The sequence below is a fragment of the Methylophilus sp. DMC16 genome (assembly GCF_056314045.1).
The window spans coordinates 90320-103165 of record NZ_JBQUZC010000003.1 but is presented as its reverse complement, the minus strand read 5'-3'; the positions used below and the strand labels follow the sequence as shown (position 1 = coordinate 103165).

Here is a 12846-nt window from a genome sequence, read left to right as displayed (position 1 = left end):
AACTAACTTGCGCCACATCAAACCTGTGACTGGGCGAGAAATGACCTTGGCCGTCATGAATGTAACCGCCCATTTCCTCATGAACCTTTTGAGTTCTGGCAAGTATGCTAAATAAATTGTCTTACATTGACCTTGCAGGCTTAACGATTAACCTCTTTTCGACAAAAAATTACGCCCTCTACTTTGGAGATTGATCCAAAGTAGAGGGCGATGCAACAGTAATACTTTAAGGTTAATGATTCATTATTGACGAATCAGGTAATCAAATGCCCCCAGTGCCGCATTCGAGCCTTCCCCCATGGCAATGATGATCTGCTTGTAGGGAATCGTTGTGACATCCCCGGCCGCAAACACGCCTGGCAACGAAGTGGCATTGTGGTGGTTAATTTCAATTTCACCATATTTGCTCAGGTCCAGGGTGCCTTTCAGCCAGTCACTGTTGGGGACCAGGCCGATCTGGATAAACACGCCTTCCAGTGCGATATGTTTGCTCTCGCCAGAGACGCGATCCGTGTAGGTCAAGCCATTGACGCGTGCCCCATCCCCCGTGATTTCGGTGGTCTGCGCACTGGTTAAAATCGTCACGTTTTCAAGTGAGCGCAGTTTGCGTTGCAGCACGGCATCGGCTTTCAGTTCAGTATCAAACTGCAGCAAGGTGACATGCCCCACGACGCCCGCCAGGTCAATCGCAGCCTCAACGCCGGAGTTACCGCCGCCAATCACCGCGACATGCTTGCCCTTGAACAAGGGCCCATCGCAGTGTGGGCAGTAGGCCACGCCTTTATTTTTATAGGCCTCTTCGCCAGGCACATTCAGATTTCTCCAGCGTGCACCGGTGGCCAGAATCACAGACTTGCTGCGCAAAATCGCCCCGCTTTCGAGCTTCACTTCAATCAAGCCAGCATGTTTGCTGTCGGTTTTGCTAGGCTCGGCCAATCCAACGGCACGTTGCAATGGCATGATATCCACGTCGTAGGTTTTCACGTGCTCTTCAAGCGCCGCGACCAGTTTAGGGCCTTCGGTCTCTTTGACTGAAATAAAGTTTTCAATCGCCAGGGTGTCGTTAACCTGGCCACCAAAGCGCTCAGCGACGATGCCCGTGCGTATGCCTTTACGGGCTGCATAAATTGCTGCTGAAGCACCCGCCGGGCCACCGCCAACCACCAGCACATCAAACGCTTCTTTAGCGTTGAGCTTTTCGGCCTCTCTGGCAACAACGCCCGTATCCACCTTGGCCAGAATTTCTTCGACCAGCATACGGCCTGAGGCAAACATCTCGCCATTGAGGAAAGTGGCGGGTACCGCCATGATGTTGCGCTCGTTGACTTCGTCCTGAAACAGCGCGCCGTCAATCACGGTGGTCTTGATGCTTGGGTTGAACACAGTCATCAGTGTGGTCGCCTGCACGACATCCGGGCAGTTATGGCAAGACAAGCTCATATAGACTTCAAAATTCAAATCGCTATCCAGCGCCTTAATCTGGTCTAGCACATCCTGCTCCACTTTTGGTGGATGGCCGCCGGTCCATAACAATGCCAGCACCAGTGAAGTGAACTCATGCCCCAGCGGAATCGCCGCAAAGCGCACACCATGGGTTTCGCCTTCTTTGGCAATCACGAATGACGGTTTGCGTGCATCATCGCCAGTCTCGTCAAGGCTGACCTTGTCAGACAAAGCAGCAATTTCTTGCAACAGTTCACGCATTTCTGCGGCACGCTCACTCGCATCCAGCGAAGCAATCAAACGGATAGGTTGTCGCAACATGCCAAGGTAAGTCTGCAGTTGGGTTTTTAAGGTTTCATCTAACATATTCATTCTCCAAAATCACGGCTGGTGCATTTCTTCAGGCAACAACACGCCGTGGCCATCACGCATGGCAATCAAAAATGGTTGGGGGAAACTCGCTCAGGAAAAACCACAGTGACAACACATCCACTCAGTGACTTTTCCTGAGCGCCCTGCTGGCGCAGGGCGTTGCTCATACCAATCTCAACGAGATTAGATCTTGCCTACCAAGTCCAAAGATGGCGTCAAGGTTTTTGCACCTTCGTTCCACTTGGCTGGGCACACCTGGCCTGGGTTAGCAGCGGTGTATTGCGCAGCCTTCAATTTGCGCAAGGTTTCTTTTACATCACGGGCAATTTCGTTGCTGTGTACTTCAACAGTCTTGATCACGCCGTCTGGGTTGATCACGAAGGTACCGCGCAGAGCCAAACCTTCTTCATCAATATGCACGTCAAAAGCACGTGTCAATTGGTGCGTTGGGTCACCAACCAGTGGGAATTTTGCCTTGCCTACTGCAGGTGAAGTCTCGTGCCAAACCTTGTGGGAGAAGTGGGTATCGGTGGTCACGATGTACACTTCAGCACCAGCCTTCTGGAATTCCGCATAATTGTCAGCCGCATCTTCAACTTCAGTTGGGCAGTTGAAAGTGAACGCTGCTGGCATGAAAATCAACACAGACCATTTGCCTTTCAAAGACTCTTCAGTCACTTCGATAAATTTACCGTTGTGAAAAGCTTGCGCCTTGAATGGTTGTACTTGTGTGTTAATCAATGACATGTAGTTCTCCTTTATGATTTAGAACGTGGGTTAATTAAACAGACTTCATTAAATATTGCTGCATTTCAACAGCGAATGAGTGCATTGTAGACACACACATTCAATATGTAAAATTGATTATTTTAATTTTATCAATAAATTATTTTTATCAAACTATACAGCCACCGTGACTTGTCCATGCCCTTCAAGGCCACGGTTATCCTGCCAGTTTACCGTAATCACATCGCCGACCTTGGCATCCTGTATATAAAAGGTGAAATAGGGATTGCGTGCAATCGCGGTGCCCGTCTGGGCATCTACAATCACCTGCCCATTCATCACCACTTGCATCAGTTGCATAAAGTGCGCGGGCATTAACTGGCCATCTTCATTTTTGCTACGACCCGTACGCATGGGATGCACAATAATGATTTTAAGTTCAGTGACATGGTTCCCCAGCGGGCTGCTCTCCAGCATGCGCGCACGCATTTTCATGCTGCTGGCAAACGGCTCTTCACGTTCGCTGCTGGCGCAACCATCTTCGAGCACGATGACCTGACGCCGCTGCTGCGTAAACTGGCCATTCCCCTGTTCTGCCAACGCGATCACCTCCCCCGATTGCGCGAGCTTGACGCGTGTCACCAGCCTCGGCAATACCTGCTTGCCTAACTCAAAACTCGCAATCAAGGGAGTGGGATTGGCATCTGCCAGCAAGCGCAAACTACGCAGTTTGCCCGCCGCCTGCGTGCTGCTCAGCTCAATTTGCACCACGGCGCCGTTTTCAGCTTTTTGCGGTGCGTCAATACTGAGATCACTGGCGACAGGCACCGCGGTGGCTTTGAGCGCAGCCAACACTTGTGCTGTTTGCTTAGCCTCAAAGGCAGAAGCAAACCAGGTGGCCGCTTGCACTTTGCGGGCGATGATCCACAATGGTAGCGCTGCCAGCAGCACACTGTTTTTTAACCAGCGACGTCTGTCCATCCTGCCCTCCTATCCATTTTTGTCATCCCCTTGTTCCAGCTTGAGCTGCACCCTGAGCGCTTTCAATCTGGCCTCGACTTTGGATTGCAGGTAAAAATCGCCATCCTTGGCCTTGCTGGCAATTTCAAACTGCTCAATCGCCCGCGGCAAATCATACTTGCGCACATAAGACTCCCCTAGCGCCTGATGCCGCAACATCTGTTTGTCCTGGCCCTGATATGCGGCAGCCAGCCAGTCATACAGTTTTGGGTCCTCAGGGAAGGCCTCAAGCTGTTTCTGGATAAAACTGACTGCCGGCGCCCACTGATTGCTGCGGATCAATAACTCAGCCTCGCCTTGCGCCAGCGCACGATGTTGCGGATATTGTTGCAAGCCCTGAACAAAACGGTTTTGCGCCTGTGCCACCTGCCCCGACTTGGCCAGGGTCAAGCCTTGCAGGGTCACCAGATAAGGGCTGGAAAGCCCATGCTTAACCAGCCAGTCGACCTCGGTCAATGCTTTTTGCGGCTGATTGACACGCAGCCAGGCGTAAGCCAGGCCATAGTGTTCAGCCAGCTCATTCTGATAGCGGCCCTCGTTAATATTGTTCTGAAACTCTTCTACCATTTGCTGGGGCGCGCCTTGAAAGGCCCGGATTTTTGCCCGCATCATAAAAAAGGGCAGACTTTCATTCACCTGCTTATAAGGCAAGTTTTGTACACGGTTGCCTATATCGGCAATCCGCTCGCTGGTCAGCGGGTGGGTACGCAAATAGCTGGGCATATTGCCATCCGAAAAGCGCGTCGCCCGCTGCATGGTGGTAAAAAAGGCCGGCATGGCGCGCACATCAAAGCCTGCATCTTGCAAAATGGTCAAGCCGACCCGATCTGCTTCGCGCTCGTGCTCACGCGTGTAATCCAGCTGCTTTTGTATCCCGGCAGCAGAGGCCGCAGTCATCGCGCCCATGCCCACTTGCGGGTTAGAGCGTGCCACCAGCAAGGCCAGGGCCGTCGCAGCGATATTTTTGAACATATCGTACTTTTGAGAGGCAAGCATACGCGCCAGGTGATGCTGCGTGACATGGCCGATTTCGTGCCCCAGCACACTGGCCAACTCAGACTCACTGTTGGCCGCAATGAATAAACCGGTATGGACGCCAATGACCCCGCCCGGCATGGCAAAAGCGTTAATCGACTTGTCCTGTACCACAAAAAAATAAAACTTTTGAGCGCGGTCCGGGCTACTTGCCCCCAGCCGCGTGCCCAGTGCCTGCAGGTAATCAGTCACCTCGGCATCATCGAACACATCTTCATCGGTAGCGACTTGCTTTAAAATCTGGTGCGCAATTTTTTCTTCATCGCGTAATGACAATACGGTTTGCGAAGCGTCACCCAACTCAGGCAGCTGGTTAGATGAATCGGCAGGCAGGGTGACATCCAGATCGCCGGGCTCATAAGGCTTGCCAGAAAAAATACCAGTCGCGTTATTCGCCAACAAGGACGCCTCTGGCACGATGAACAGTGCGCACAAACACAACCCGCGCAACAGCCGCGCACAATGTATACGCAGATTGCCAGATTGAAATACCATGTGGAGTGGTTTAAAACGCATGTGCCCTGTGCTAAAGACCCAAACTTGTTATGATAACGACTTCACTGCCCGAGTTCATCCTTTTTCACTCGCACTGATTTCACTCAAACTGAGCTCAAGACCACTTATGTCAACTGCCAACAACGGACTCACCCACTTTAACGCCCAAGGCCATGCCCATATGGTCGATATCGGTGACAAAGCACACACCAAACGCATCGCCATCGCTGAAGGCCAGATTCAAATGCAGGCAGCCACGTTGCAAACCATCCTGCAAGGCACCGCCAAAAAAGGAGACGTGCTTGGCATCGCCCGGATTGCCGCCATCCAGGCCAGCAAAAAAACTAGCGACCTGATCCCCCTCTGCCACCCGCTTAGCCTAAGCCGCGTAGATGTCAGTTTTATGGCGAATGAAACGCAACACAGTATTACTTGCCGAGTGCAATGTGAAACTACCGGGCAAACTGGCGTCGAAATGGAAGCGTTGACCGCGGTGCAGGTTGGCCTGCTGACGATTTACGACATGTGTAAGGCGATTGATAGAGGTATGACAATACAAGGTGTTCGCGTGCTCGAGAAGCATGGTGGGAAAAGTGGGGATTGGCTGGCGGACTAAGCAACACAAGTTACCACACTAGACATTTCCTTTCGCCTCTCGTCAAGTTACTTTCTGTTGCTTTCCCCACAGAAAGTCACCACAACTAACGCAGTGTTGCGGCGAAGGCTAACCTTTAGGTTAAGCCACGCAGTGGCGGCCGAAGCCAAAGAAGAGGGCACCCAGCCATTACGGCCTTCGGCTAACGTGCGTTGTTGGCTACGGTTGCTATGCTTAACATCGCTACGCGAGTTAGCCTACACCGTAACAGACTGCTTTGCAGTCTTAGTGATCAACAAGTAAGCGGTCACGAATCTCGCCATAGCATCTTGCACACCCCGCAAGCTGCCGCGGAGCTAAGACAGTCGCTCCCTTCCTCCTTACGTTGTTTCCGCTACTCAGCGCGATGGGATTTATCTCGCCAAACTCACACTCCTGAAGTTGGACCGTTGAAAAACACTATTCTTTTCTTCAATTCGCAAAAGGTGGCGTTCATTGGTTTTTCGGGCCCCTATCTGCCGCGCCGAGTAGCTCAGGCAAAATAAGATCAAGCGAGCGACTGTCCGAATCCCGCGGTGGCCTGCGGTTTGTGCAGGCCGCCAGGATGAGTTCCGCGAGCGCTTATTTTGATGAGCAACGCAGGGAATAAGCGGAAGCTAGGGTGCACTTTCTTTTGGTTACTTTATCTTTGTGCAAGCAAAGAAAAGTAACTCGCCTAAAGGCGAAAAGGAAAGTTGCTTAGTATGCCGAAGCAGACCCACTGTTACCAAAAAGTTAAAGAATTACCTTCTTTACTTAAGCCAACAATGCCGCAATCCGCCGCGCGCATTCTGGCGCCATGGTGACACCATAGCGAAAATGACCGGTATTCAAATACAGATTTTCAATATTTGGATGACGGCCTATGGTCGGGATATTGTGCGGCGTGCCGGGGCGCAAGCCACTCCAGTGTTTGATCACTGATTGCCCTCGCAGGGCTGGCAGAATCGCCTCGGCTTTTTGCAGCATTTCCTGACGCATGCTTTCAGTCACCCCGGTATCAAAACCGACATCTTCCAGACTACTGCCGGCTAGCAAGTGCCCATCGCGGCGTTGCAGCATGTAAAAACCTTCACGGTAAAGAATATGCGGTAGCAGGCCAGGGGACATCTGATACAACAGCATTTGCCCGCGCATGGGTTTGATCTCCAGACTCAGCGCGGTTTGTTTGAGTAGCTCAAAACTCCAGGCGCCGGAGGTGACGACAAAATGGTCGGCCGACAAGGTGTCACCCGTTGTGGTTTGCCAGGTGTGGATGCTGGAAGCACCTTCTTGCAAAGGCATGAGTTGTGTTTGTTCGCGCAGAGTGACGCCATGCTTGATCAACCAGGCTTTGAGCGATTGTAGCAGGCGCGGGTTACGGATTTGCACCACTTCTGGAATCAGCAGGTTATCTCCTTGCAACTCTGCTTGTAGTCCATAGCGCTGGCACCAGTCCAGGGCTGCCTGCTCGTCAAACGGGGGCTGGATCAGCATGCCGCTACGCGTGCATTCGGGGTCTATACCGGTTTCGGCAAAGAGCTCTGCACTGACGGCTGGATAGGCGCGCGCACCAGCCAGCGCCAGCTCGTTGACAATTTCCTGATAAAACCAGGGCAACAGCGGAAAAGCGATGCCCGCCCCAGCCCACGAAGACTCCCCTGACGTTTGTGCAGCGACGATATTGCGCTCAACCAGCGTGACGGTGTGCCCTTGTTTCTTTAACTGCATGGCAGTGAGGCAGCCTACGATGCCACCGCCGACCACGACCACTGAAGTGTTTGCCATAAGACCCGGTATTTAAAATGAAAAAGCCTGAGGCCCCGAGCTGCAACAGTCAGGGCCTCAGGCCTCTATTGTCTTACGGTTTACGGCCAGAAATCAAATAGACTTCCATCGCGATGAGGGCGGCATTGCTGCCGAGCAGGACCAGAATATCGCCTTCGTTGAGAATAATATCCGGTCTGGGTGCAATCGGTTCTGGCATATTGGTGCGCCGGAGCTGTTTGACCTCGACCGCAAAATCCTCAAACGGGATATGGTCCAAGCGCAAACCATGCGCATAAAAGTTTTTATACATCTCGACCGAATGCAGTTGTGGCAGGGCGGCGGTGGTCGTATCCGCATCGCTCACGCCACGGAAGTAACCTTTGAACATTTTGTACCGCTCTTCGCGGAACAGACGGATACGTTTGACCACGCGGTTAAGCGGAATCCCCAGCGTGACCAGTGCATGCGAGGCCAGCATGAGGCTACCCTCCAGAATTTCCGGCACCACTTCTGCCGCCCCGGCATCTCGCAGCAAATCCATTTCACTGTCATCATGGGTGCGCACAATCACGGGCAAGGTTGGATATTTTTCCTGGATTACATGCAGCACCTTCATGGTGCCACGCGTTTCGGCATAGCTGACAATCACCGCTTTGGCCCTGGCCAGCCCGGCCGCCTCAAGCACAGAGCGGCGGCCTGCATCGCCGTAAATCACATTTTCACCGGCGGCGGCGGCTTCCTGAACGCGGCTGGCATCCATATCCAGTGCCACATAGGGGATATTTTCTTCGCGCAAAAAGCGGCCCAGATACTGGCCACTGCGACCATAGCCGCAGATGATGACATGATCGCGCAAATCGAGGCTGTGCTCCTGAATAGTCTCCACCACCTTGTAGCTATTACGCGTATAACTCTTGACCAGTTTGCGCGCAATCCTGCCGTTATATTGAATAATGAACGGCGCCACTAGCATAGAAAGAACTGCCACGGACAGCACCAGCTGTAGGGACTCCCCGTCAATCAAATGCGTTTGCAAGCCCAGGGCCAGCACCACAAAACTGAACTCCCCCGCCTGGCCAAGAATAATGCCGGTACGGACACCCACGCCCATCTCAAAGCCATACAACTTGGTTAAAAAGGCAATCAGGCCAATCTTGAACACCAGGAACAGGGCTAACAGGAAAACAATCAATACAATATGATTGATCAATACGGAAACGTCGAGCAGCATGCCGACGCTGATAAAAAACAGACCCAGCAAGATATCGCGGAAAGGCGCAATATCTGATTCAACCTGATATCGGTATTTGGTCTCGGAAATCAGCATCCCGGCGACAAAGGCCCCCAGCGCAAAGGACAAGCCGACATAGTTGGTGGCTGCCGCCATCAGCAGGGTCACCATCAGCACATTGAGCACAAACAACTCGCGTGAGCGCTGTTTGGCCACCAGCTCAAACCAGAAGTTAAGGATGTTTTTCCCGAACTTGAACAGTAAAAACAGCAGCACAGACGACTTGAACAGCGTCAGCCCCAGCACATCCAGCCAATTGTCGCTGTGCGAGCCTAGCGTCTGGATCAATACCAGAATCGGAATCACGGCCAGATCCTGGAATAGCAGCACGCCGATACTGAGACGACCATGTCTGGAGTTCAGGTCTACACGCTCCATCAGAATTTTGGACACAATCGCGGTCGAGGACATGGTGATGGCCGCACCAATGATAAAAGCAGAAGTCAGGCTGAGCCCGGCCACTTTGCCCAGCACCAGACTGGCCAGCAAGGTCAGCACGACCTGTCCGCCCCCTAGCCCGAACAGCGTTTTTCGCATGGCATACAGCTTAGGCAGACTAAACTCGAGACCGATGCTAAACATCAAAAACACGATACCAAACTCGGCCACCTGGCGACCGGACTCTTCGTCCTCCAGCAAGCCCAGGGCGTGCGGGCCCAGCACGATGCCGATGACAAAATAGGCCAGCATGGCAGGCAAGCCGAGGATGCGGAACAAGCCCACGGCGAAGACCGAGCTGGTCAGCAGTAATAAAAGATGTATCAGGGAATCAAACATGCAAAGCTCTAACGCATTTATACCAAGCCGGTCAAACAGGGGTTTGATCGCCATCAGCCAGCGCTGAAGGGTCAAGGTCTATTATGAAACGCAATTGTTTCAGGATGATGCATCGTGCCACAAAACTTTGTTTTATGCAAAAAATGTGCCTGAGAATAAAAAAACCGTAAAAAAAGGGTGTTTTACTTTATTGTCAGGCAACTCGCTTGTTATACTTACCCGCCATGATGACAGCAAATTCCGGCATCCATCTTGTTAAAACACCCGATATCGTGTCGCGCGCACGAGGGGTGTTGTTGCACGAAGCCGATGAGATCAGGCATCTGGCAGACCGCATTGGCTCGGCTTTTGAGGCCGCCGTCCATATGATTCTGGCCTGCAAGGGCCGGGTGGTGGTCACGGGCATGGGCAAATCCGGCCATATCGGCGGCAAAATTGCGGCCACCTTGGCCAGTACCGGCACACCGGCGTTTTTCATGCACCCGGCCGAGGCCAGCCACGGCGACTTGGGCATGATTACGGCAGAAGATGTGGTGATCGCGCTGTCCAACTCTGGCGAGAGTGATGAAATTATTAATATTTTGCCGGCGATCCGCCGCATCGGTGCTCGGGTGTTGAGCATCACGGGCAGCGAAGACTCCACCTTGTCACGTGAGTCGGAAGTGCATTTGAGTGCTGCCGTGAGCCATGAGGCTTGCCCACTCGGCTTGGCTCCCACAGCCAGCACGACAGCGGCCTTGGCCCTTGGCGATGCTTTAGCACTCTGCGTGCTCGATTTGCGTGAGTTCACTGCCGAAGACTTCGCCCGTTCGCATCCCGGTGGCAGCTTGGGCAGACGGCTACTGGTGCGCATCAGGGATGTCATGCGTACCGGCGCGGCCGTGCCCCAAATTGATCAACACGCCTCCATTCAGGAAGCCATCACGCAAATTTCACTTAAGGGCATGGGCTTCACGGCTATTGTGGACCACGCGCAACGCCCAATAGGCATTTTTACCGATGGCGATTTGCGCCGCTTGTTTATGCAGGGCAAGAACAATCCACAGGCATCCATTGATACCGTGATGAACAAACAGCCGTATTTGCTGGAGACGAATCAGATGGCGGTTGAAGCAGTTAACATGATGGAGCAGCACAAAATAAATGGCTTTTTGGCAGTAGATGCCCAAGGGCAGTTGGTAGGGGCATTCAATATGCATGACTTATTGAAAGCCAAAGTCGTTTAGCTTAAACAGGCATTAGAATTCAGGCATGCTTAAACACCCCATTTTGTTGCCGATTGCGTTAATGCTGTTGCTGGCGCTGCTGACCTTCTGGATTAACCAGAATGTACAAGAGCAAGCACTCAAAATGAACATACTTAATCGCCAAGCGCCGGACTACATGTTGTACAACTTTGTGAGTACCCGCACGGATGCGTCCGGCAATACCAAATATGTGCTGGCGGCCGCAAAAATGCGCCACTTTCCTGCCAATGACTATACAGAATTGCAGCGGCCACGCTTTACCCAGTTTGGCCTGAACAAGCCTTACACGCAAATTTATGGTCAGCATGGACGTGTTTCTGCCAATGGTAAACTGGTGGAGTTTAGCAATCAGGTCAAGGTGATCCGCCAAGCCTCTGCCACCAAGCCAGAAACACAAATGCAAACCGAGCGGCTTTGGCTGGAGCCGGATACCGAGGTGGCACACACAGACCAGTCGGTGATCATCCGCCAAAAACCGGCGACAGTGATTACAGGCACGGGCATGCGTTTTGATAACCGGGCTGATACCATGCAATTGTTTAACCGGGTGCATGTGCATTATGAGCGTCCACCCGTCGCCAGCAATTTGGCAAGCCCGGCCCAGGCGTCAAACACAGAACGCCAATGACCGTTGATTATGGAGAAATGAGTTGAACACGCACAAGCCCTTATTTTTAGCGATCTGCATGAGCGTATGGGCGCTATTGTCCATGCCGCTGAGTGTGCTGGCCGAAGAATCTGACCGAGATCAACCGATAGAGCTTGAAGCGGATACCGTGACCGTGAACGATGCTAAAAAAATCAGTATCTACACGGGCAACGTGATTCTTAATCAGGGCACTTTGCAAATCAAGGCGGACAAAATGATCGTACGCGAGGATCAGGACGGCTTTCAACATAGCACCTGTACCGGCAACCCCACCACATTCAAGCAAAAACGTACCGGTAAAGACGAGTGGATGCAAGGCAGTGGTCAACGTATCGAATACAACGCCCGCATGGATAAAGTGCAACTGTATACCAATGCCTGGGTTAAACGTGGTGAAGACATCGTGACCGGGGACTACATCAGCTACGACGCCAACGCCGAGTATGCCGAGGTGATTGGCGGCACCAAAGCCAACCCGAACGGGACGGCTGGCAGCCGCGTCAAGGCCACCATACAGCCTAAAAATAAAACCACACCACCTGTCATTGACAACAAGCCAACCTCTCAACAGGGGTTACGGATGAATCGCTCCTTGCAACTCAAGGTCGAACCTGCCCCTGCCGAAAACACTGGTGAGCAAGGCAAAGAGTAAGCATAAAGATGGAAACCATGGCAGCAGATCAGAACCATTTGCAGGTTAACCGCCTGAAAAAAACCTATCAGGGCCGTACCGTGGTCAAAAACACGACGCTTGAGTTACGCAGTGGCGAAGTGATCGGCTTGCTGGGTCCCAACGGGGCAGGCAAAACCACCAGCTTTTACATGATTGTCGGGTTGGTTGCACTGGATGAAGGCAACATTACGCTGAATGGCGCCGACGTGAGCCGCGCGCCCATGCATGAGCGCGCGCGCATGGGCCTGGCTTATCTGCCCCAAGAAGCATCCATTTTCCGCAAGCTCAGCGTAACCGACAACATCCTCGCCATTCTTGAAACCCGTCCCTATACGGAAGAGCAGCGTGAGGCGAGGCTTGAGTCCTTGCTGGATCAATTGCATATCCAGCACATCCGCAACAGTCAGGCCGTCAGCTTGTCTGGCGGCGAACGTCGACGCGTTGAAATTGCGCGCTGCCTGGCCACAGACCCTAAATTTATTTTGCTGGATGAACCGTTCGCCGGGATTGATCCGATTGCGGTGATCGAAATCCAGAAAATCATCCGCTACCTGAGCAGTCAGAATATTGGTATTTTAATCACCGACCACAATGTGCGCGAAACGCTGGACATCTGTGACCGCGCTTATATTGTCAATGAAGGCGCTGTGTTTGCAGCAGGCACGCCCGATGAAATCATTCAGAACGAAGGTGTGCGTGAAGTGTATCTGGGCAAGAATTTTAGGCTGTAATCCG

11 protein-coding genes are annotated in these 12846 nt (G+C 52.5%); 5 read left to right on the top strand and 6 right to left on the bottom strand.

All coding sequences use genetic code 11. The annotated features are described in order from the left end of the window. Positions 1–243 precede the first annotated feature (243 nt). The 4 genes from ahpF to ACT53D_RS11910 form a co-directional block, all read right to left on the bottom strand. Positions 244–1809, bottom strand: a complete 1566-nt coding sequence (gene ahpF / locus ACT53D_RS11925; protein WP_476156384.1) for an alkyl hydroperoxide reductase subunit F — start codon at positions 1807–1809, stop codon at positions 244–246. A 189-nt stretch (positions 1810–1998) separates the two neighbouring features. Continuing rightward, a complete protein-coding gene (gene ahpC / locus ACT53D_RS11920; protein ID WP_313986261.1) occupies positions 1999–2562 on the bottom strand; it encodes an alkyl hydroperoxide reductase subunit C in 564 nt (187 codons plus the stop codon). Positions 2563–2715: 153 nt separating this feature from the next. Then, positions 2716–3522, bottom strand: a complete 807-nt coding sequence (soxZ, locus tag ACT53D_RS11915) for a thiosulfate oxidation carrier complex protein SoxZ (RefSeq protein WP_476156382.1) — start codon at positions 3520–3522, stop codon at positions 2716–2718. A 9-nt stretch (positions 3523–3531) separates the two neighbouring features. After that, on the bottom strand, positions 3532–5091 hold the full coding sequence (locus ACT53D_RS11910; protein WP_476156380.1) for a beta-barrel assembly-enhancing protease: 1560 nt from the start codon (positions 5089–5091) through the stop codon (positions 3532–3534). 127 nt (positions 5092–5218) lie between these two features. On the opposite strand from ACT53D_RS11910, the gene moaC reads away from it, so the two are divergent. Then, on the top strand, positions 5219–5707 hold the full coding sequence (gene moaC, locus ACT53D_RS11905) for a cyclic pyranopterin monophosphate synthase MoaC (RefSeq protein WP_476156378.1): 489 nt from the start codon (positions 5219–5221) through the stop codon (positions 5705–5707). Between the two features lie 774 nt (positions 5708–6481). Here the strand turns inward: moaC and ACT53D_RS11900 are convergent. Together ACT53D_RS11900 and ACT53D_RS11895 are read right to left on the bottom strand one after the other, a co-directional pair. After that, the gene (locus tag ACT53D_RS11900) at positions 6482–7492 is read right to left on the bottom strand and encodes an NAD(P)/FAD-dependent oxidoreductase (protein ID WP_476156376.1); all 1011 of its coding nucleotides are present in this window, start codon (positions 7490–7492) and stop codon (positions 6482–6484) included. A 73-nt stretch (positions 7493–7565) separates the two neighbouring features. Then, positions 7566–9542 (bottom strand): cation:proton antiporter, encoded by a 1977-nt coding sequence (locus ACT53D_RS11895; RefSeq protein ID WP_194749709.1) that lies wholly within the window; start codon positions 9540–9542, stop codon positions 7566–7568. A gap of 224 nt (positions 9543–9766) precedes the next feature. On the opposite strand from ACT53D_RS11895, the gene ACT53D_RS11890 reads away from it, so the two are divergent. The 4 genes from ACT53D_RS11890 to lptB are packed head-to-tail and all read left to right on the top strand — an operon-like array spanning position 9767 to position 12842. Beyond that, a complete protein-coding gene (locus ACT53D_RS11890; RefSeq protein ID WP_476156795.1) occupies positions 9767–10768 on the top strand; it encodes a KpsF/GutQ family sugar-phosphate isomerase in 1002 nt (333 codons plus the stop codon). Between the two features lie 25 nt (positions 10769–10793). Beyond that, positions 10794–11417 (top strand): LPS export ABC transporter periplasmic protein LptC, encoded by a 624-nt coding sequence (lptC, locus tag ACT53D_RS11885; protein ID WP_476156375.1) that lies wholly within the window; start codon positions 10794–10796, stop codon positions 11415–11417. A 58-nt stretch (positions 11418–11475) separates the two neighbouring features. Next, a complete protein-coding gene (gene lptA, locus ACT53D_RS11880; RefSeq protein ID WP_275356461.1) occupies positions 11476–12090 on the top strand; it encodes a lipopolysaccharide transport periplasmic protein LptA in 615 nt (204 codons plus the stop codon). Between the two features lie 8 nt (positions 12091–12098). After that, complete coding sequence (gene lptB, locus ACT53D_RS11875) at positions 12099–12842, top strand: LPS export ABC transporter ATP-binding protein (RefSeq protein ID WP_194749713.1); 744 nt, start codon at positions 12099–12101, stop codon at positions 12840–12842. Positions 12843–12846: the final 4 nt, after the last annotated feature.